At 67.5% G+C, this 21,379-nt stretch carries 16 protein-coding genes; 9 read left to right on the plus strand and 7 right to left on the minus strand.

Going from position 1 to position 21,379, the window contains the following annotated elements; all coding sequences use genetic code 11:
* Positions 1 to 606: 606 nt before the first annotated feature.
* Positions 607 to 3,207 (minus strand): [protein-PII] uridylyltransferase, encoded by a 2,601-nt coding sequence (locus ABIC63_RS22535; RefSeq protein ID WP_354321455.1) that lies wholly within the window; start codon positions 3,205 to 3,207, stop codon positions 607 to 609.
* 14 nt (positions 3,208 to 3,221) lie between these two features.
* Positions 3,222 to 4,067, minus strand: a complete 846-nt coding sequence (map, locus tag ABIC63_RS22540) for a type I methionyl aminopeptidase (protein ID WP_354321456.1) — start codon at positions 4,065 to 4,067, stop codon at positions 3,222 to 3,224.
* A 115-nt stretch (positions 4,068 to 4,182) separates the two neighbouring features.
* On the opposite strand from map, the gene purL reads away from it, so the two are divergent.
* Positions 4,183 to 8,280, plus strand: a complete 4,098-nt coding sequence (gene purL / locus ABIC63_RS22545; protein ID WP_354321457.1) for a phosphoribosylformylglycinamidine synthase — start codon at positions 4,183 to 4,185, stop codon at positions 8,278 to 8,280.
* Positions 8,281 to 8,311: 31 nt separating this feature from the next.
* Positions 8,312 to 8,860 (plus strand): hypothetical protein, encoded by a 549-nt coding sequence (locus tag ABIC63_RS22550; protein WP_354321458.1) that lies wholly within the window; start codon positions 8,312 to 8,314, stop codon positions 8,858 to 8,860.
* A 54-nt stretch (positions 8,861 to 8,914) separates the two neighbouring features.
* Here ABIC63_RS22550 and ABIC63_RS22555 read toward each other — a convergent pair whose 3' ends face one another.
* The 5 genes from ABIC63_RS22555 to ABIC63_RS22575 form a co-directional block, all read right to left on the minus strand.
* On the minus strand, positions 8,915 to 9,694 hold the full coding sequence (locus ABIC63_RS22555) for a foldase protein PrsA (protein WP_043114965.1): 780 nt from the start codon (positions 9,692 to 9,694) through the stop codon (positions 8,915 to 8,917).
* A 108-nt stretch (positions 9,695 to 9,802) separates the two neighbouring features.
* Positions 9,803 to 10,081, minus strand: coding sequence for a BolA family protein (locus ABIC63_RS22560; RefSeq protein ID WP_294374141.1), 279 nt, complete (start codon positions 10,079 to 10,081; stop codon positions 9,803 to 9,805).
* The gene (locus tag ABIC63_RS22565; RefSeq protein WP_234192178.1) at positions 10,078 to 10,626 is read right to left on the minus strand and encodes a septation protein A; all 549 of its coding nucleotides are present in this window, start codon (positions 10,624 to 10,626) and stop codon (positions 10,078 to 10,080) included. The genes ABIC63_RS22560 and ABIC63_RS22565 overlap by 4 nt, the downstream gene beginning before the upstream one ends.
* A 31-nt stretch (positions 10,627 to 10,657) precedes the next feature.
* Positions 10,658 to 11,080 (minus strand): peptide-methionine (R)-S-oxide reductase MsrB, encoded by a 423-nt coding sequence (msrB, locus tag ABIC63_RS22570; RefSeq protein ID WP_294374138.1) that lies wholly within the window; start codon positions 11,078 to 11,080, stop codon positions 10,658 to 10,660.
* Positions 11,077 to 12,570 carry a protein adenylyltransferase SelO gene (locus ABIC63_RS22575; RefSeq protein ID WP_354321459.1) on the minus strand — a complete coding sequence of 498 codons (1,494 nt, stop codon included), beginning with the start codon at positions 12,568 to 12,570 and terminating at the stop codon, positions 11,077 to 11,079. Before ABIC63_RS22575 ends, msrB begins: the two co-directional genes overlap by 4 nt.
* Before the next feature lie 196 nt (positions 12,571 to 12,766).
* On the opposite strand from ABIC63_RS22575, the gene ABIC63_RS22580 reads away from it, so the two are divergent.
* From ABIC63_RS22580 to ABIC63_RS22610, 7 genes are all read left to right on the plus strand, one after another.
* Complete coding sequence (locus ABIC63_RS22580; RefSeq protein ID WP_354321460.1) at positions 12,767 to 14,398, plus strand: 3-(methylthio)propionyl-CoA ligase; 1,632 nt, start codon at positions 12,767 to 12,769, stop codon at positions 14,396 to 14,398.
* A gap of 132 nt (positions 14,399 to 14,530) precedes the next feature.
* The gene (locus ABIC63_RS22585; RefSeq protein WP_295373450.1) at positions 14,531 to 15,766 is read left to right on the plus strand and encodes a branched-chain amino acid ABC transporter substrate-binding protein; all 1,236 of its coding nucleotides are present in this window, start codon (positions 14,531 to 14,533) and stop codon (positions 15,764 to 15,766) included.
* Between the two features lie 182 nt (positions 15,767 to 15,948).
* Positions 15,949 to 17,181 carry a branched-chain amino acid ABC transporter substrate-binding protein gene (locus tag ABIC63_RS22590; RefSeq protein ID WP_354321461.1) on the plus strand — a complete coding sequence of 411 codons (1,233 nt, stop codon included), beginning with the start codon at positions 15,949 to 15,951 and terminating at the stop codon, positions 17,179 to 17,181.
* A gap of 157 nt (positions 17,182 to 17,338) precedes the next feature.
* The gene (locus ABIC63_RS22595) at positions 17,339 to 18,286 is read left to right on the plus strand and encodes a branched-chain amino acid ABC transporter permease (RefSeq protein ID WP_017760881.1); all 948 of its coding nucleotides are present in this window, start codon (positions 17,339 to 17,341) and stop codon (positions 18,284 to 18,286) included.
* 18 nt (positions 18,287 to 18,304) lie between these two features.
* Positions 18,305 to 19,606, plus strand: coding sequence for a branched-chain amino acid ABC transporter permease (locus ABIC63_RS22600; protein WP_502935905.1), 1,302 nt, complete (start codon positions 18,305 to 18,307; stop codon positions 19,604 to 19,606).
* Positions 19,607 to 19,658: 52 nt separating this feature from the next.
* Positions 19,659 to 20,435 carry an ABC transporter ATP-binding protein gene (locus ABIC63_RS22605; RefSeq protein WP_294374120.1) on the plus strand — a complete coding sequence of 259 codons (777 nt, stop codon included), beginning with the start codon at positions 19,659 to 19,661 and terminating at the stop codon, positions 20,433 to 20,435.
* A 1-nt stretch (position 20,436) separates the two neighbouring features.
* Positions 20,437 to 21,135, plus strand: coding sequence for an ABC transporter ATP-binding protein (locus ABIC63_RS22610; protein ID WP_076512112.1), 699 nt, complete (start codon positions 20,437 to 20,439; stop codon positions 21,133 to 21,135).
* The last annotated feature ends 244 nt before the right edge of the window (positions 21,136 to 21,379 follow it).

The following is a 21,379-nucleotide window of genomic DNA, read 5'->3' on the forward strand; positions in this document are numbered from 1 at the left end:
TCGGGGATCGTTGCTGCACAGCGCATGCGACGTCGCCAGGTTCCTTATCGACGCTCGGCGCAGGGATGGGGTGATGACTCAGGGTGTCGGTCGGTGGGGTCTGAAGCTACCGCCGATGCTTGTCGATGTCCCTACATCCCGGCTCCTCGCCCTTTCTTACGGTTTGGTTGATGGAAACCAAACCATACAAGCTTGTCGAAGGGCATGACGGCGCGCGGCGCCAACGTCCGACCCGCCCTGACCGGTGCGACGCAGCGCCCGCGCGGGGCTTCGACAGGCTCAGCCCGAACGGTCGGGGTTGGCTGACCCAAGTTGCCCAAGAGATCCCGTGAACCTTCGGGCCCAAAGGGAAGGGCTCGCGCGCAGCGTCGAACTGGAGGGATTCGTGCGCAGCGTCGAGGCGGGGGATGGCGGTGTGCGTGCGGAGGTGCCATTCGCGGCGCCGTGCAGTGCCCAAAGCACGTCGATGGACAGCGAGCACATCGCTTGTGCGCCAAGTCGGTCAGCGCGAGCGTGCACCGGGAGCGCGCATGCCGACGTCCTCCGCCGGGTTACTGTTCCAGCCACTTGTGCGACCGGAAAGACCGCAGCCGCTTGCCCCCGCGCTCAGGCCGCTTCCAGCGCGTCGATCAGCTCCGTCTCGATCGCCAACTGCCCCTTCTGGCCATACAGCTCGGGACCGCTGATCAGGAAGCTGTCCTCCACCCGCTCGCCCAACGTCGTCACCTTCGCCAGTTGCAGGTGCAGGTGGTGGCGCGCCAGGACCCGGGCCACGCTGTAGAGCAGGCCGGCCCGGTCGCTGGCCGAGATGGTCAGCAGCCAGCGCTGCGCCTTTTCGTCGGGCGTGAGGTACACCCGCGGCTGGATCGGGAAGCTGCGCACCCGCCGCGACACCCGGCCCCGGCTGGGCGCGGGCAGCTCGCCCCAGGCGTCCAGCGTCAGCGCCAGGTTGGTCTCGACCATGCTGATCAGCTCGCGGTAATGCTCGGGCAGGAAGGTGGTCACCACCTGGAAGGTGTCCAGCGCATAGCCATTGGTGGCCGTGTGCACCCGCGCGTCCAGGATGCTGAACGACGCCTGGTCGAAATAGCCGCAGATGCGTGCGAACAGGTCGGGCTGGTCGGGCGTGTAGACCACCACCTGCAGCCCTTCGCCCACCGGCGAGAGGCGGGCGCGCACGATGGCCTTGGCATGCGGATCGGCCGGAATGCCCTTGGGCGCCACGAAGCGCGACAGCTTCTTGGCGTGCCAGGCGATTTCGCCTGCGTCGTGGCGCATGAAGTAGCTCACGTCCAGCGTGTCCCACAGCGCCTTGTGCGCCTCGAAGGGCTGAGCATGCAGCTGCAGCAGCGTGAGCGCCTCGCGCTTGCGGGCCTCCACCTCGGCGTCGGGGTCGGGCAGGTGGCCGCCCAGCGCGCGTGAGGTGCGGCGGTAGGTGTCTTCCAGCAGCTTGCCCTTCCAGGCATTCCACACGCGCGGCGAAGTGCCGCGGATGTCGGCCACCGTCAGCAGGTACAGCGCCGTCAGGTAGCGCTCGCTGCCCACGCGCTGGGCGAAGGCGCCGATCACCTCGGGGTCGGACAGGTCCTGCTTCTGAGCGACATTGCTCATCACCAGGTGGTTGGCGACCAGGAACTCGATCAGCCGGGTGTCCTCGCGCCCGATGCCGTGCTTCTGGCAGAAGCGGCGCACGTCGCGCGCGCCCAGCTCGGAGTGGTCGCCGCCGCGGCCCTTCGCGATGTCGTGGAAGAGCGCCGCCACGTACAGGATCCACGGCTTGTCCCAGCCGGCTGCCAACTGCGAGCAGAAGGGGTACTCGTGCGCATGCTCGGCGATGAAGAAGCGCCGCACGTTGCGCAGCACCATCAGGATGTGCTGGTCCACCGTGTAGACGTGGAACAGGTCATGCTGCATCTGCCCCACCGTGCCGCGGAACACGCGCAGGTAGCGCCCCAGCACCGACGTCTGGTTCATCAGCCGGATGGCATGCGTGATGCCGCGCGGCTCCAGCAGCATCCGCATGAAGGTCGCATGGTTGACCCGGTCGTTGCTGAAGCGGCTGTCCATGCGGCCGCGGGCGTTGTAGAGCGCACGCAGCGTGCGCGCCGACAGCCCGTTGACGCCGATGGTCTTCTGGTAGAGCAGGAAGGTCTCGAGGATGGCGTGCGGATCCTTCTCGTACAGGTCGTCGCTGGCCACCTCGATGGTGCCGCCCTTCTCGAAGAAGCGGTCGTTGATGCGCGTGAGCGTGGCCGACTGCGGGTTGAGTCGCTCGGCGATGTTCAGCATCAGGATCTCGGTGAGCTGCGTGACCGCCTTGGCTGCCCAGTAGTAGCGGCGCATGAGCGCCTCGCTGGCGCGGCGGCCCGACTCGTTCTCGTAGCCGAAGGTCCCGGCCACGGCCGTCTGCAGGTCGAACACCAGCCGGTCCTCGCGCCGCTTGGCCACGGCATGCAGGCGGGCACGGATCAGCGACAACAGCGCCTCGTTGCGCTTGATCTGCTTGACCTCGAAGGGGGTGGCCAGACCGTCGCGGGCGTAGTCTTCCCAGCGCTTGCCGAAGCCGGCCGCCTGCGCCACCCAGCGCACGGCGTGCAGGTCGCGCAGGCCGCCGGGCGATTCCTTGCAGTTGGGTTCCAGCGAATAGGGCGTGCCGTCGTGCTTCAGGTGGCGGTGGCGCATCTCCTGCGACTTGGCCAGGAAGAAGGCATGCGGGTCCATGGCCTCGTCGAAGGCCTTGCGGAAGGCGGCGAACAGACGCTTGCTTCCGCAGACAAGGCGGGACTCCAGCAGCGCGGTCTGCACCGTGACGTCCTTCGCCGATTCGCTCAGGCACTCGCCCAGTGTGCGCACGCTGGAGCCGATTTCGAGGCCGGCGTCCCAGCAACGGCCGATGAAGGCCTCCAGCCGAGCCGGCTCGACCTCGCCGCCCTCGGGCAGCAGCAGGAGCACGTCGACATCCGAATACGGAAAGAGCTCCCCGCGGCCATAGCCGCCGACGGCCACCAGGGCCAACTGGTCGCCGAAACCGGCGTCCTGCCACAAGGCGCGCAAGGCGGCATCGGCCTCGGCCGCCAACTCCTTGAGCACGGCGTGGATGTTGCGCACGCCCTGCGGCGCCAGAAGGCGCTCGAACACGGCACTCTTGCCGGCGCGCAGCTGCTCGCGCAGGCTGGCCGGCAGGTCGACGGCGACGGAGAAACCCATGCCAGCCGGGCGCGTCAGGCGGCGAGGGGAGCCGCCTGGCCGCTGGCGGCAGGCACGAAGGCCGGGGGTTGCGGACTGCCGGCGGACAGGGTCAGCACCTCGTAGCCCGTCTCGGTGACCAGCACCGTGTGCTCCCACTGCGCGGAGAGCGAGCGGTCGCGCGTCACGATGGTCCAGCCGTCGTAGCGGCCGCCGCGGTGGTCTTCCTTGATGTCGCGCTTGCCCGCGTTGATCATCGGTTCGATGGTGAAGATCATGCCGGGCTTGAGTTCTTCCATCGTGCCCGGGCGGCCGTAGTGCAGAACCTGGGGCTCGGCATGGAAGGTGCGGCCCACGCCGTGACCGCAGAACTCGCGAACCACCGAATAGCCATTGCCCTCGGCGAAGCGCTGGATGGCATGGCCCACGTCGCCCAGGTGGTTGCCGGGCTTGACCTGCAGGATGCCGTGCCACATCGCTTCGAAGGTGATCTGACAGAGCCGCTTGGCGGCGATGGAGGCGTCGCCGATCACGAACATCCGGCTGTTGTCACCGTACCAGCCGTCCTTGATGACAGTGACATCGATGTTCATGATGTCGCCCTTCTTCAAGGGCTTGTCGTCCGGGATGCCGTGGCACACCACATGGTTGACCGAGGTGCACAGCGACTTGGGGAAGGGCACGTCGCCCGCGCCCTTGTAGCCCACCGTGGCGGAGGTGGTGCCCTGCGTGACCATGTACTCGGCCGCCAGCCGGTCGATCTCGTTGGTGGTGATGCCGGGCTTGATGAAGGGCGTCAGGTAGTCCAGCACCTCGGACGCAAGGCGGCAGGCGACGCGCATCGCGGCAATGCCTTCGGCGTCGTGGTAGGTAATGCTCATCAGGGGATTATCCCATCCGACCCCCTAAAATGCCGGGTTTTCGCGAACGGCCCCAGTCAGCGGCCGGTTGCCGCCTCTCTCCCTTCTGTCCTTCCGGCCCCAGGCCCCGCCCACCGTGACGCAGCCCGCATCCACCGTTCCTCCCGTCGTGACCATCTTCGAAGGAGGGGCGGCGCTCAGCGATTTCCGCGCACGCCAGCTGCTGCCCCGCCTGCAGGCGGTGGATGCGCGCATCAATGCCATCACGGCGCGCTTCGTGCACCTGGTGCTGGCCGATGCCGAGATGGATGCCGCGACGCGCGAACGTTTCGCCGCGTTGCTGACCTACGGCGAGCCCTTCGATGCCGGCGCCGCGCCGCAGGGCGCCACGCTCGTCGTCAGCCCACGGCTGGGCACCGTCTCGCCCTGGGCCTCCAAGGCCACCGACATCGCCCGCAACTGCGGCCTGGCCCTGCGCCGCGTGGAACGCGTCACGCGGTACCACGTCGGCCTGAAGGCGCCGCTGCTGGGCCGCGCGCCCGTGCTGGATGCCGCGGCCCTGGCCCAGGTGGCCGGCCTGCTGCATGACCGCATGACCGAGTCGGTGCTGCCGGGGGTGGACGGTGCCGCCGCCCTGTTCGCCGAGCTGCCGCCACAGCCCATGGCCCATGTGGACGTGCTGGGCGGCGGTCGCGCCGCCCTGGTCGAGGCCAACACCACTTTCGGCCTGGCGCTGGCCGAGGACGAGATCGACTACCTGGTCGACGCCTTCGGCAAGCTCGGCCGCAACCCGACCGACGTCGAGCTGATGATGTTCGCGCAGGCCAACAGCGAGCACTGCCGCCACAAGATCTTCAACGCCGACTTCACCATCGACGGCGAGCGCCAGCCGATGAGCCTGTTCGGCATGATCCGCCACACCCACAAGACGAATCCGCAGCACACGGTCATCGCCTATTCGGACAATGCCTCGGTCATGGAAGGCCATGCCATCGAGCGCTTCGTGGCCCGCAGCGAACTGGGCGCCGACGCGCCTGCCTACGCCAAGGAAGACGCACTGCACCATGTGCTGATGAAGGTGGAGACGCACAACCACCCGACGGCCATCTCGCCGTTCCCGGGCGCCTCCACCGGCGCGGGCGGCGAGATCCGCGACGAGGGCGCCACCGGCCGCGGCTCCAAGCCCAAGGCGGGCCTGACGGGCTTCACCGTCAGTAAGCTGTGGCCCGAGGAGGGCAGCTACGGCAAGCCCGCCCACATCGCCAGCCCGCTGCAGATCATGACCGAGGGCCCGCTGGGCGGCGCGGCCTTCAACAACGAATTCGGCCGGCCCAACCTGCTGGGCTACTTCCGCGAGTACGAGCAGACCGTGGCGAGCGACGTGGATACCGTCCAGCGCGGCTACCACAAGCCCATCATGATCGCGGGCGGCCTGGGCCAGATCGACGCCACGCAGACCCGCAAGATCCAGTTCCCCGCCGGCACGCTGCTGATCCAGCTGGGCGGCCCCGGCATGCGCATCGGCATGGGCGGCGGCGCCGCCAGCTCCATGGCGACGGGCGCCAACGCGGCCGAGCTGGACTTCGATTCGGTGCAGCGTGGCAACCCCGAGATCGAGCGCCGGGCGCAGGAGGTCATCAACCACTGCTGGCAGCAGGGCGACAAGAACCCCATCCTGGCCATCCACGACGTCGGCGCCGGTGGCCTCTCGAACGCCTTTCCCGAGCTGACCAACGACGCCGGCCGCGGCGCCCGCTTCGACCTTCGTGCCGTGCCGCTGGAAGAGTCCGGCCTGGCGCCCAAGGAAATCTGGTGCAACGAGAGCCAGGAGCGCTACGTGCTGGCTATCGCGCCGGAGTCGCTGGACCAGTTCCGTGCCTTCTGCGAGCGCGAGCGCTGCCCCTTCGCCGTGGTCGGCGTGGCCACGGAAGAGCGCGAACTCGTCGTCGGCGACGTGGTCTTGCCCCTTCCCCCCCTGGGGGAAGGCGGGAATGGGGGCAGCGTGCCCCCACCCCAGCCCTCCCCCAGCGGGGGAGGGAGCCAACCCGTCCAGATGCCCATGGACGTGCTGCTGGGCAAGCCGCCCAAGATGCACCGCGACGTGGCCCGCATCCACCGCAACTTCAAGCCGCTGGAACTCACGGGCGTCGACCTGCAACAGGCCGCGATCCAGGTGCTGGCGCATCCGACCGTGGCCTCCAAGCGCTTCCTGGTCACCATCGGCGATCGCACGGTGGGCGGTCTGACGCATCGCGACCAGATGGTCGGCCCCTGGCAGGTGCCCGTGGCCGATTGCGCCGTGACGCTGGCCGACTTCCGCGGCTTTGCCGGCGAGGCCATGAGCATGGGCGAGCGCACGCCGCTGGCCGCCATGGACGCCGCCGCCTCAGGCCGCATGGCCGTGGCCGAGGCCATCACCAACCTGCTGGCCGCGCCCATCGAGCTGGCGCGCGTCAAGCTGTCCGCCAACTGGATGGCGGCCTGCGGCGAGCCGGGCGAGGACGCCGCGCTGTACGAGACGGTCAAGGCCGTGGGCCTGGAGCTGTGCCCGGCGCTGGGTGTTTCCATTCCCGTCGGCAAGGATTCGCTGTCCATGCGCACACAGTGGGCCGAGGGCACCGACAGGAAGAAGGTCAGCTCGCCGGTGAGCCTGATTGTCAGCGCCTTCGCCAGCATCGACGACGTGCGCGGCACGCTCACACCGCAGCTCGACGCGCAGGAGGCCGACACCACGCTGGTGCTCATCGACCTGGGCCGCGGCCAGCACCGCATGGGCAGCAGCATCCTGGCCCAAGTGCTGGGCCAGACCGGCGACCGCGTGCCCGACCTGGACGACCCGCAACTGCTGGTCAAGACGGTGGACGCCGTCAACCAGCTGCGCGCTGAAGGCAAGCTGCTCGCCCTGCATGACCGCAGCGACGGCGGCCTGTTCGCCGCCGCCTGCGAGATGGCCTTTGCCGGCCACGTGGGCGTGTCGCTCAACGTCGACCTGCTCGTCACCGAGGGCGACGGCATCAGCGACAGCCGCATGGAGACGGGCGACGCCAAGAACTGGGCGCAGCAGGTCAGCGCCCGCCGCGAGGAGCTCACGCTCAAGGCGCTGTTCAACGAAGAGCTGGGCCTGCTGCTGCAGGTGCGCACGGCCGAGCGCAACGAGGTCATGCAGACGCTGCGGGCGCACGGCCTGTCCGTCTTCAGCCACTTCGTCGGCAAGACCCGGCCTGAGAGCTCGCCCATCGACGCCGGCAAGCGCAAGGTCGAGGTCTGGCGCGACACCAAGGCCGTGTTCAGCGCCACCGTGGCCGACCTGCACCAGGTGTGGGACAGCGTGAGCTGGAAGATCTGCCGCGAGCGCGACAACCCCGACTGCGCCGATGCCGAGCACGCCGCCGCCGGCGACCCGGCCGACACCGGGCTGCACCTGCATCTGCCGGAAGGCTTCGGCACTGCACCTGCCTTCGTGGGCAGTGCCCGGCCGCGCGTGGCCATCCTGCGTGAGCAGGGGGTCAATTCGCATGTGGAGATGGCCTACGCCTTCCACGAGGCCGGCTTCGAGTCGGTCGACGTGCACATGACCGACCTGCAGAGCGGCCGGGCCGATCTGGCCCGCTTCCAGGGCATCGTGGCCTGCGGCGGCTTCAGCTACGGCGACACGCTGGGCGCCGGCATCGGCTGGGCGCGCAGCATCACCTTCAACCCGCGGCTGGCGCAGCAGTTCGGCGACTTCTTCGGCCGCGCCGACACCTTCGGCCTGGGCGTGTGCAATGGCTGCCAGATGTTCGCCGAGCTGGCCGACATCATCCCGGGCGCGCAGGACTGGCCGCGCTTCACCACCAACCGCAGCGAGCGCTTCGAGGCACGCCTGTCGCAGGTGGAGGTGCTGGATTCGCCCAGCCTGTTCTTCGCCGGCATGGCCGGCGCGCGCGTTCCGATCGCCGTGGCCCATGGCGAGGGCTATGCCGACTTCCGCCACCGCGGCGACGCGGGCCGCGCCATCGCCGCCATGCGCTTCGTGGACCATGCGGGGCAGGCCACCGAACGCTATCCGCTCAATCCCAACGGCAGCCCGGGCGGCCTCACGGCGGTGACCACGGCCGACGGCCGCTTCACGGCCATGATGCCGCACCCGGAGCGCGTGTTCCGCAACGTGCAGATGAGCTGGACCTCGGGCGACCGCGCGGCGCCGAGCCCCTGGATGGAGATCTGGCGCAACGCACGCCGCTGGGTCGGCTGAGCGGCAGGGCAGGGCGCGCATACTCGCGCCCATGCAACTGCACCAGATCACCGTCGAGTACGTCGCGCCGGAAGACCGGCTGCTGCTGCACCTGAGCACGCAGACCGGGGAGCGGCTGAGCCTCTGGATCACGCGCCGCCTGCTGCTGGCGCTCTACGGCCCGTTGCACCAGGCGGTTTCGCGCGCCCATGTGGCGGCGGAATGGGGCGCGGTGCCGTTGCCCGAAGGGGCGGCGGATCTGCTGGCCGAATCCGCGCGCGCACAGGCGCTGCGCGATGCGGATTTCGCCACACCGCCCCAGGCGCCCGCCGGATCCCGCTCGCTGCTCGAAGGGGTCATCCCGGTGGTGGGCGAGGTCACGCTGTCGGTGCCCGTGGGCAGCGATGCGGCAGGCCAGTTGACCATCCGCTGGCGCACCACCGATGGCCGCGACGTGGAATTGAACGTGCCGGCTGCGGCGGCCACGGCCTTGCAGACCCTGCTGTTGCAGGGCGCGGAGCGCGGCGGGTGGGGCCTGGCGGCGCCAGATGGCGAAACGGCCCGGACGCAGGAAGCATCCGGGCCGCGATTCATGAATTGACGAGTCGGGCGCCGGGCGCCCCGAACCGTCGCCACCCGGCGGTGGCCGGCGGATTTATTCGACGCGCGCCTTGCTGCGCAGCTCTTCCTGGTACTTCTGCAGCTTCTGCTGCTGCATCTGCTGCGTCAGTTGGGCCTTCACCTCGTCCAGCTTGGGGAACTGCATCTCGCGCGTGTCGTCCAGGCGGATGATGTGCCAGCCGAATTCGGACTTGACCGGCGCCGCAGTGGTCTCGCCCTTCTTGAGCTTGACCATGGCCTGCGAGAACTCAGGCACCAGGCTGGCCGGGGTGGTCCAGTCCAGGTCGCCGCCGTTGGCGCCGGAGCCCGGGTCCTTCGAGTACTTCTTGGCCAGGTCTTCGAACTTGGCGCCCTTCTTGAGCTCGGCCAGGATCTTGTTGGCCTCGTCCTCGGTCGGCACCAGGATGTGGCGGGCGTGGTATTCCTTGCCGCTGTTGGCCGCCGCGATCTTGTCGTACTCGGCCTGGATCTCGGCGTCGGTGACCGGATTGGTCTTGCGGTAGTTGTCGAACAGCTGGCGGATCAGGATGGCCTGGCGGGCCAGCTCCATCTGCGCCTTGAACTCGTCGCTGCGGTCCAGACCCTGCTTCTGCGCTTCCTGCATGAAGACTTCGCGCGTGATCACTTCTTCGCGTAGCTGGTCCTGCATTTCGGGCGTCACCGGCCGGCCGGCGGCGGCCAGTTGCTGGGCCAGCACCTCCATGCGCGCCTTCGGCACGGGCTTGCCGTTGACGATGGCGGCGTTCTGCGCCAGGGCAGGCAGCGAAGCCGCCAGCGCGGCAGCGGCCAGGACGTGGAGCACTTGTTTTTTCATGATCGGAAAACGGCTAGGAGGGTCGGATTGGCGCCGGAATCGGGCCGATGGAGGGGAGGGGGAAAGAGGCCTGGCGGCAGGTGCCGGTGGGACCGGCGCAGCGCTTGCTCAAAGTGTCTCGATGGCGATCGCGTGCAGGCCGCGTGAAACAAAAGGCTGGACGGCATCATACACAAGGCGATGCCGCGCCACCCGCGTGCGGCCCTCGAAAAGCGGAGACGCGATGCGCACCCGGAAGTGGGTGCCCCAGCCCGCCGGACCGGCACCGGAGTGGCCCGCATGGGCGGCACTTTCGTCCAGCACTTCGAGATGGGTGGGCTGCAGCAGCGCGCGCAATGCGGCCTCGAGTTCCTCCACGCGCGGCAGGCCCGAAGTGACCCCGGTCATGCCGACTCCTTATCGTCCGGCTGGGCCTGCAGATGCGGCGCCACATACAGGCCCTGCGCCACCAGGAATGCGATGGGGAAGACGTAGCCCCACAGCTTGAAGTTGACCCACGCGTCGGTGCTGAAGTACAGCGCGACGTAGGCGTTGATGGCCGACATGAAGGCGCAATAGAACACCCAGGCCACGCCCAGGCGGCGCCAGATGCGATCGGGCAGCACCAGCTGGCTGCCCAGCAGCATCTTGAGCACGTTGCGGCCCATGCCCCACAGGGCCACGGCCAGCGCGAGGGCCATGGCGCCGTAGAGCACCGTCGGCTTCCATTTGATGAAGCGGTCGTCGTGCAGCGCCAGGGTGAGGCCACCGAACAGCAGGATCAGCACCAGCGTCGCCTTCTGCATGGGCTGCAGCCGGCGCTCCATGGCGTAGACGATGGCCATCTGCACCACCGTGGCGGCCATCAGCACGCCGGTGGCGACGTAGATGCCATAGAACTTGAAGGCGCCGAAGAACAGGACGATCGGCAGGAAGTCGAGCAGGGCTTTCATGCAGGGAATGGGTGGGCGCCTTCGTGGTGGCTCATTCGCCGTCTTCGGGCTTGAAGTCCAGCGAGGCCGAGTTCATGCAATAGCGCAGGCCGGTGGGTGCCGGCCCGTCGGGAAAGACATGGCCCAGGTGCGCACCGCACTGGCTGCACACGGTCTCGGTGCGCACCATGCCGTGCGAGCGGTCGACGTGCTCGGTGATGGCACCCGGTACGGCCTCGGCCGAGAAGCTGGGCCAGCCGCAGCCGGCGTCGAACTTGGTGTCGGAGTCGAACAGCTTGGCGCCGCAGCAGATGCAGTGGTAGCTGCCGTCGGCCCAGTGGGCCTCATACTTGCCGGTGAAGGGCCGCTCGGTGGCGGCATGGCGGGTGACGTTGAAGGCGGCGGGCTCGGCGCCCTTTTCGGCCAGCAGGGCCTTCCACTCGGCGTCGGTCTTGCGGATGGTCGGTTCGGTCATGAGGAGCAACTGATCTCGATGGCAGATGCCCAGTCGGGCGGGAAGTCGGCATAGGCGTCCATGCCGGGATGCTCGTCAAATGGGGCCTCCAGCAGCGCAAGCAAGGTGTGGACGCCGGAGAAGTCGCCCTTCTGAGCGGCTTCGATGGCCTGCTGGCCCAGGTGGTTCCGCAGCACGAAGCGCGGATTGGCGCGCAGTGTAGCGATGGCCGCTGCCGCGTCGGCCTCCGTCGGCCGGCGTTCGAAGGCCGACAGCCAGTGTCGCCAACTGGTGCGGTCGACGAACAGGTCGTCCAGCGGATCGGCCGGGCCGCCGGCACGGTAGTGCGCGAAGCGGCGCCAGAAGATGGTCCAGTCGATGCGCTCGGCGGCCATGACGCGCAGCAGCGCCTCCAGCAGCGCGGCGTCGCCGGCCACGGGCTGGGCCAGGCCCAGCTTGGCCAGCATGGCGGCTTCGAAGCGCAGCGGGAAGATCTCGCGGTAGGACTTGAGGGCCGCCAGCGCGAGTTCTTCCTCGCCGATCAGCGGCATCAGCGCCTGGGCCAGGCAGAACAGGTTCCAGTAGGCGACGTTGGGCTGGGCGTTGTAGGCATAGCGGCCCTGGGAATCGCTGTGGTTGCAGATGTGGGCCGGGTTGAAGCCGTCCAGGAACTGGAAGGGGCCGTAGTCGATGGTCAGGCCCAGGATGGACATGTTGTCCGTGTTCATCACGCCATGGCAGAAGCCCACGGCCTGCCACTGCGCCATCAGTGCGGCGGTGCGCTCGCTCACGGCATTGAGCAGGCTGGCGTAGGCATTGCCGCCGAAGCGGGTGTCGCCGCGGCAATCGGGGTAGAACCGGTCGATGACGAAATCGGCCAGCTGGCGCAGTTCCTCGTGCTGCCCGCGGCCGGCGAAATGCTCGAAGTGGCCGAAGCGGATGAAGCTGGGCGCGACGCGGGTCACGACAGCGGCGGTCTCGATGCTTTCGCGGGCGACCGGCGCGGGCGAGCCGACCAGTGCCAGCGCCCGCGTGGTGGGAATGCCCAGGGCATGCATCGCCTCGCTGCACAGGAACTCGCGGATGCTGGAGCGCAGCACGGCCCGGCCGTCGCCCATCCGCGAGTAGGGCGTGCGGCCCGCGCCCTTGAGCTGGACCTCGAAGCCGCTGTCGGTCTCACCGAGCAGGATCGCACGGCCGTCGCCCAACTGCCCGGCCCAGACGCCGAATTGGTGACCGCTGTAGACCGTGGCGAGCGGATCGCTGCCTTCCAGCACGGCATTGCCGGCCAGGGCCTGCAGGGCTTCGGGCGATTCGAGCCAGTCGCGCGACCAGCCCAGCAGTTGCCGCGTCGGCTCGCTGGTGGCGATCAGCGTCGGCGAGGGCAGGGGCGTGGGGCGCAGGCGGGTGAAGAAGGCCGGGCCGAGGCTCGCGAAGCCTTCGCGCCAGTGCGGTGCGGCATGGCCCTCCACGCTGGGCACGAAGGGGCTGGACGAGGGCAGGGAACTCATCGCCAGATTGTCCGTGAAGCCCTTTCGCCCGCCGGATTTACGGGGATTCCCGATGGGGTGCGCATGCTGCACTGCGCAATACTCGGCCGGCCTTGTCCATGGCCGGCGCGCCCGGCGCCAGCATTCCACGCCCGGGCTGCCGCGCAGCCATGCGACACACGATCCCCTTCGCCTTCGCCACCAAGGAGCCTCCCACATGCTGGGCCTGATGCAAGACCGCCCCCTGCTGATTTCCAACCTGCTCGAGTTCGCCGAGCGCCATCACGGCGACGGCCAGATCGTCTCGCGCCGTGTCGAGGGCGACATCCACCGCTACACCTGGGCCGACTGCGCACGCCGCGCCCGCCAGGTGGCCAACGCCGTGGAGGCCGAAGGCCTGCTCTTCTCCGACCGGGTGGCCACGCTGGCCTGGAACGGCTACCGCCATCTGGAGCTGTATTACGGCGTCTCGGGCAGCGGCCGCGTGCTGCACACCATCAACCCGCGCCTGCATCCCGACCAGATCGCCTGGATCGCCAACCACGCCGAAGACCAGGTGCTGTGCTTCGACCTCAGCTTCCTGCCGCTGGTGCAGGCCGTGCACGCACGCTGCCCGACGGTGAAGAAGTGGGTGGCCCTGTGCGATGCCGACAGGCTGCCGGCCGACACCGGCGTGCCCGGCCTCGTCAGCTACGAAAACTGGATCGGGGGCCAGGCCGATACCTATGACTGGCCCAGCTTCGACGAGAACTCGGCCTCCAGCATGTGCTACACGAGTGGCACCACCGGCAACCCCAAGGCCGCGCTCTACAGCCACCGCTCGACCATCCTCCACGCCTACGCCGCCTGCCTGCCCGACGTGATGTGCCTGTCGGCGCGCGATTCGGTGCTGCCCGTGGTGCCCATGTTCCACGTCAATGCCTGGGGCATTCCGTACTCCGCGGCGCTGGTGGGCGCCAAGGTGGTGTTCCCTGGCCCGGCGCTGGACGGCAAGTCGGTCTACGAGCTGATCGAGGCCGAGGGCGTGACCTTCGCGGCCGGCGTGCCCACGGTCTGGCAGATGCTGCTGGGCCATATGCAGGCGCAGGGCCTCAAGTTCAGCAGGCTCAACCGCACGGTGATCGGCGGCTCGGCCTGCCCGCCGGCCATGATCAACGCCTTCCGCGAGCAGTACGGCGTGGACGTGCTGCATGCCTGGGGCATGACCGAGATGAGCCCGCTGGGAACCCTGTGCACGCTCAAGAACAAGCACCTGTCGCTGCCTGCCGAGGAGCAGCTGGCGCTGCGCATGAAACAGGGCCGTGCCATCTTCGGCGTGGACATGAAGATCGTCGGCGACGACGGCGAAGAATTGCCCTGGGACGGCAAGACCTACGGCGACCTGCTGGTCAAGGGCCCGTGGATCGTCAAGGAGTACTTCAAGGGCGAGGGCGGCGACCCGCTGCGCGGGGGCGGCTGGTTCCCCACCGGCGACGTAGCCACCATCGACGCTGACGGCTTCATGCAGATCACCGATCGCAGCAAGGACGTGATCAAGTCCGGTGGCGAATGGATCAGCTCCATCGACATCGAGAACATCGCCGTGGCCCATCCCGCCGTGGCTATGGCGGCCTGCATCGGCGTGTTCCACCCCAAGTGGGACGAGCGGCCCATCGTCGTGGTGGCAAAGAAGGCTGGCGCCGAGGTCACGCGCGAGGAACTGCTGAAGTTCTACGAAGGCAAGACGGCCAAGTGGCAGATCCCCGACGACGTGGTGTTCGTCGACGCGATCCCGCTGGGCGCCACCGGCAAGATCCTCAAGACGCGCATCCGCGAGCTGCTCAAGGACTACAAGCTGCCCGGGCTCTGAGCCATTCACGGCGGGCTGTCGCCTGCGCGATAGGGAAGGCCGCATCCGCGGCCTTTTTTTCGGGTGTTCCCTGAGCGCCGGCGGCGGCCCGGTGGCTACGCTGCGCGGACCCAACACCCGGAGACAACACCGATGAATGTCCGCTTGAAGCACCTTGCCGCCGCCGCGCTGGCCGTGATGGCCACCAGCGCCTTCGCACAGAAGGGCGAGACCGTGAAGATCGCCTGGATGGACCCGCTCTCGGGTCTCATGGCCGCGGTCGGTACCAACCAGCTCAAGACCTACCAGCTGCTGGCCGAGCACTTCAACAAGACCAATGCCTCGGGCGTCAAGTTCGAGATCATCGGCATCGACAACAAGCTGAGCCCGCAGGAGACCACGGCCGCGCTGCGCTCGGCCATGGACCAGGGCGCACGCTACGTGACCCAGGGCAACGGCTCCGGTCCGGCGCTGGCCATCATCGATGCGCTCGAAAAGCACAACGCCCGCAATCCCGGCAAGGAGGTTGTGTACTTCAACTACGCGGCGGTGGACCCGGACCTCACCAACAGCAAGTGCAGCTACTGGCACTTCCGCCTGGACGCCGACACCTCCATGAAGATGGAGGCGCTGACCACCTACATGAAGGACCAGCCGGAGATCAAGAAGGTCTACCTCATCGGCCAGAACTACTCGCACGGCCAGCAGGTGAGCAAGTTCGCCAAGGAGAACCTGGCGCGCAAGCGGCCCGACATCCAGATCGTGGGCGACGACCTGCATCCGCTGGCGCAGGTGCGCGACTTCGCGCCGTACATCGCCAAGATCAAGCAGTCGGGCGCCGACACGGTGATCACCGGCAACTGGGGCTCCGACCTGGCGCTGCTCATCAAGGCCGCCAACGACGCCGGCCTGCTGGACACGGTGAAGTTCTACACCTACTACGCCTTCGGCTCGGGCGCGCCCACGGCCATGGGCGCCTCGGCCGCTGGCAAGGTGTACGTGGTGGGCTACGGCCACTACAACATGGGCCCGCCCATCCAGCCGCTGATGGCCGACTTCAAGAAGCGCATGAACGACGACATGACGCAGAACTCGATCTATCACACCTTCGCGCTGCTGGATGCGGCCTTCGTGAAGACGAAGTCGACCGATCCCGTCAAGGTGGCCGCGGCACTGGAGGGCATGAAGATCAAGAGCTTCAACGGCGAAGTCGAGATGCGCAAGGCCGACCACCAGCTGCAGCAGGGCCTGTACATCACGCGCTGGGAGAAGGCCGGCGGCAAGTATCCGTACGACGCGGAGAACACCGGCTACACCTTCGCGCCGGTCAAGTACTACGAACCCTACGTGGCCAGCACGCCCACCAGCTGCCAGATGAAGCGGCCCTGACGCGCATGCACCAGTCGTGTGCTACCCGAGGGTAGAAATGGTGCGGCGGCGGCTGTCGCCCGGGTGATAGAAAAGGCTTTCTCCAGAGGGGAATCGCGGGGCTTTCCCCTAGTGAGCGCGCAGTGAAGCACTGTACGCTCGTGCAAGTTCCGGCACCCGGGACACCACACAGGAGACATGCCTTGAAGACCTCTCTCAACCTGACTGCCGCCGCCTGCATCCTGGCTTTCGGCGCCCCCGCTTTCGCCCAGCAGGGCGAGACCGTCAAGATCGCCTGGCTCGACCCGCTGTCGGGCCTGATGGCGGCGGTGGGCACCAACCAGCTCAAGACCTTCCAGTTCCTGGCCGAGGAGTTCAACAAGAAGAATGCGGCCGGCGTCAAGTTCGAGATCATCGGCATCGACAACAAGCTGAGCCCGCAGGAGACCACCGCCGCGCTGCGCTCGGCCATGGACCAGGGCGCGCGTTATGTCGTGCAGGGCAACGGCTCCGGCCCGGCCCTGGCCATCATGGACGCGCTCGAGAAGCACAACGCGCGCAACCCGGGCAAGGAGGTGGTCTACATCAACTACGCGGCGGTGGACCCGGACCTCACCAACAGCAAGTGCAGCTACTGGCACTTCCGCCTGGACGCTGACACCTCCATGAAGATGGAGGCGCTGACCACCTACATGAAGGATCAGCCGGACATCAAGAAGGTCTACCTGATCAACCAGAACTATTCGCACGGCCAGCAGGTCAGCAAGTTCGCCAAGGAGAACCTGGCCCGCAAGCGGCCCGACGTGCAGATCGTGGGCGACGACCTGCATCCGCTGGCGCAGGTGCGCGACTTCGCGCCGTACATCGCCAAGATCAAGCAGTCGGGCGCCGACACGGTGATCACCGGCAACTGGGGCTCCGACCTGGCGCTGCTGATCAAGGCGGGCAACGACGCCGGCCTCAACGTCAAGTACTACACCTACTACGCCGTCACCAGCGGCACGCCCACGGCCATGGGCGCAGCGTCGGATGGCAAGGTCTACCAGGTCGGCTACAGCCACTACAACGCCGACGGTCCCATCAAGCCGCTGACCGAGGCCTACAAGAAGAAGTTCAACGACGACATGTACACGACCGTGATCTACACGGCCTTCTCCATGTTGAACGAGGCCTTCGTCAAGACCAAGTCCACCGACCCGGTGAAGGTGGCGGCCGCCATGGAAGGCATGAAGTTCAAGAGCTTCAATGGCGACGTCGAGATGCGCAAGGCCGACCACCAGCTGCAGCAGGGCCTGTGGATCACCCGCTGGGAAAAGGCCAGCGCCAAGTACCCCTACAGCCCCGAGAACACGGGCTACACGCTGGCGCCGGTCAAGTACTACGAGCCCTACGTGGCCAGCACGCCGACCAGCTGCCAGATGAAGCGGCCGTCCTGATACCGTCGGGTAGCACGGGCCGCGCCGGCATGTTGCGCGCCGGCCCGGATGCGGCCCCTCCGCTGCCAGCCGGCGCGCCGCGCCGGCCATGCTCACCGCGCCCGCCGGAGACCGACTCCGGTCCCGGGGCCGGATGTTTTCCTGAGGCTCGACGACAGTGGAATTCTTTCTCATCTCTCTTCTGAACGGCGTGAGCTACGGGCTGCTGCTCTTCATGCTCAGCTCCGGCCTGACCCTCATCTTCAGCATGATGGGGGTGCTCAATTTCGCGCACACCAGCTTCTACATGCTGGGTGCCTACTTCGCGTACACGCTCTCTGGCGTGCTCGGCTTCTGGCCGGCGCTGTTCATCGCACCGCTGCTTGTGGGTGCGCTGGGCGCGGCCTTCGAGCGCTATAGCCTGCGCCGGGTGCACAAGTTCGGCCATGTGCCGGAGCTGCTGGTCACCTTCGGGCTGTCCTATCTGATCCTCGAGGTGGTGCAACTGGTGTGGGGCCGGTCCACGGTGCCCTACGGCCTGCCCGAGGCGCTGCAGGGGCCGCTCTTCACGCTGTACGGCACGCAGTTCCCCAAGTCGCGCTCCTTCATCATGCTTGTCGCATTGCTGATGCTCGTGGCTGTCTGGCTGCTGCTCACCCGCACCCGCATCGGGCTGGTGATCCAGGCCGCGCTCAAGCACCCGGAGATGGTCGAGGCGCTGGGCCACAACGTGCCGCGCGTCTTCATGCTGGTGTTCGGCGGTGGCGCCGCGCTGGCGGGCCTGGCCGGCGTGATCGGCGGCAACACCTACGTCACCGAGCCGGCCATGGCCGCGTCGGTGGGGTCGATCATCTTCGTGGTGGTCGTGGTGGGCGGCATGGGGTCGCTGGCGGGCGCCTTCCTGGCCTCGTTGCTGATCGGTATCGTGCAGACCTTTGCCGTGGCGCTGGACCAGTCCATGGCCTCCGGCCTTCGGGCCCTTGGCATGGCGGTGACCGACCAGACCTTCGGTTATCCGCTGCTCAAACTCACCATCTCGCAGGTGGCGCCCATCCTGCCTTACCTCTTCCTGGTGCTGATCCTGATCTTCCGGCCCAAGGGCCTGCTCGGAACCCGCGAGGACTGATCGATGAGTGCCCTCCCCATGACATCACCGACCACCTACTACCGCTTCAAGCCGCTGAACCTGGGCCGAATCCTCGTCTGGGGCCTGTTCGCGCTCGCGCTGATCGTGGCGCCGCTGGTGTTCACCAGCAGCCTGGCGCTGACGATGCTTTCGCAGATCGGCTACCTAATCATCATCTGCCTGTCGTACAACATCCTGCTGGGGCAGGGTGGCATGCTGAGTTTCGGCCATGCCGTCTACACCGGCCTGGGCTCCTTCATCGCGGTGCATGCGATGAACATGGCCTCCAAGGGGCAGATCCCGATGCCGCTGGTGCTGATTCCGGTGGTCGCCGGTGTGGCGGGGGCCTTCTTCGCCGCCATCTTCGGCTTCGTGACGACCAAGAAGTCGGGCACCACCTTCGCCATGATCACGCTGGGCATCGGCGAGCTGGTGGCGGCCATGTCGCTGATGTTCCCGGGCTTCTTCGGCGGCGAGGGCGGCATCACCACCGACCGCGTTTACGGCAAATTCCTGATGTGGAACTTCGGCCCGCAGATCCAGGTGTACTACCTGATCGCCGTCTACTGCTTCATCTGCACGGCACTGATGTTCGCCTTCACCGGCACGCCGCTGGGCCGCATGCTCAACGCCGTGCGCGACAACCCGGAGCGCGTGGAGTTCGTGGGCTACAACACGCAGCGCGTGCGCTATCTCTCGTTCATCATCGCGGGCTTCTTCGCCGGCATCGGTGGCGGGCTGGCTGCCATCAACTTCGAGATCGTCAACGCGTCGGACAGCCTTTCCACGATCCGTTCGGGCGGCTACCTGCTGTTCACCTTCCTCGGCGGCGCGACCTTCTTCTTCGGTCCCATCATCGGCGCCGTGCTGCTGGTGTTCGCATCGATCCTGCTGTCGGAGCTGAGCAAGGCCTGGCTGCTCTATCTGGGGCTGGTTTTCCTGTTCATGGTGATGTTCGCGCCCGGCGGCGTGGCCAGCCTGATCATGATGAACGTGCGGGTGGCGCGCTTCGGCAAGCTGGGTCGCTTCACCTGGCTCTATGTCGGCCTGGCGGCCACGGGCGCGCTGATGGCGGCGGGCTTCGCGGGCATCGTCGAGATGCTCTACCACATGCAGCTCAATGCGGCGCTCGGGCCGACGGTGAGCTTCTTTGGCATCGCCCTGGACACGTCCTCGGCCACGCACTGGACGCTGGTCGCCGCCGTCGCGCTGGTGGGTCTGGCACTGTTCGACCAGGTCCGCCGCCGCTTCGCCCGCCGCTGGGGCCAGGCGCAGGAGGAGATCGAGGCGCAGATCAAGCGTCAGGAGACGGCCGCATGAAGGGCATGAACATGGCACCCCGACATTCAATGGCCCGCGTGGAGAGCCAAGCATGAGCAACAGCGAATACGCGATCGAACTGAAGGACCTTCGCAAGAGCTTCGGCCGCACCGAGATCATCCGCGGCGCCAACCTGGCGGTGCGCGCCGGCGAGCGCATCGCGGTCATCGGCCCCAACGGCGCGGGCAAGTCCACGCTGTTCAACCTGATCAGCGGCCGGCTGCATCCCACCAGCGGCGAGGTACTGCTGCACGGCGAACGGATCGATGGCCAGCAGCCGTACGAGATCAACCGAAAGGGGCTGTCGCGCAGCTTCCAGATCACCAACATCTTCCCCAAGCTGTCGGTGTTCGAGAACCTGCGCTGCGGCGTGCTGTGGAGCCTGGGCTACCGCTACACCTTCCTGCGCTTCCTCTCGCGGCTGGACGATGCCAACGAGCGCACCGAGGTGCTGCTGCGCCAGGTGGGGCTGGAGCGCAAGCGCGACGTGCTGGCCGTCAACCTGACCTATGCCGAGCAGCGCGCGCTGGAGATCGGCGTGACCATCGCCGGCGGCGCCAGCGTGATCCTGCTGGACGAACCCACGGCCGGCATGAGCAAGACCGAGACCACGCACTTCATCAACCTGATCAAGGAAGTGACCGTCGGCAAGACGCTGCTCACGGTGGAGCACGACATGGGCGTGGTCTTCGGCCTGGCCGACAAGATCGCGGTGGTGGTGTACGGCGAGGTCATCGCCTTCGACACGCCCGAGGCCGTGCGCGCCAACGCGCGCGTGCAGGAGGCCTACCTGGGATCGCCAGTGGCCGACGAACAAGGAGGACACTGAGATGACGCTCAAGGTCGAAGACCTGCATGCTTACTACGGCAAGAGCCACGTGCTGCATGGCGTCTCCTTCGCCATCCAGCCGGGCGAGATCGTCGCGCTGCTGGGGCGCAACGGCTCGGGCCGTTCCACCACGGCCAAGGCCATCATGGGGCTGGTCCACGGGGAGGGCGCGGTGCACTGGAAAGGCCAGAACATCCTGCGCCGCAAGGCCTACGAGATCGCACATCTGGGCATCGGCTACGTGCCGGAGAACCGCGACATCTTCCCCAAGCTCACCGTGCACCAGAACCTGATGCTGGGCCAGAAGGGCGCGGGCAAGGGCAGCCGCTGGGGCTTCGACGACATGTACCAGATGTTCCCGCGCCTCAAGGAGCGCCAGCACACCGAGGCCGGCGTGCTCTCGGGCGGCGAGCAGCAGATGCTGACGCTGTGCCGCACGCTGATGGGCGACCCCGAACTCATCATCATCGACGAGCCGACCGAGGGCCTGGCGCCCAAGATCGTCGAGCTGGTGGGCCAGTACCTGCGCACGCTCAAGGACAAGGGCGTGTCGGTGCTGCTCATCGAGCAGAAGCTCACCATCGCCATGCACATCTCCGACCGGGCGCTGGTCATGGGCCACGGCAGCATCGTGTACGACGGCACCCCCGACGGCTTGCGGGCGGACGCCAACATCCGCAAGGAATGGCTGGAGGTCTGAAGCTTCCATGCAAGGGCCTTGGCCCTGCCGAAAGTGGGGGCGCGAGCCCCTTCTTTTTTGCCTTCGAGCGGTCGCCGGTGCAAGCTCGCGGCTGTTTGTCCCGGGAGCGACTGGCGCCGGTTGTCGCGACATGCGATCTGCCTAGAATGCCCCGAAAAGAACACTCGTGCTTTTTTAGGAGACAACAGCGCACGCCGGGCTCGCCGGCGACCTGCGCAAGGCTCCGAACGCTCCCTCATCGCAA

The organism is Pseudacidovorax sp. 1753 (assembly GCF_040544975.1).
Classification (GTDB): Bacteria; Pseudomonadota; Gammaproteobacteria; order Burkholderiales; family Burkholderiaceae_C; genus Xenophilus.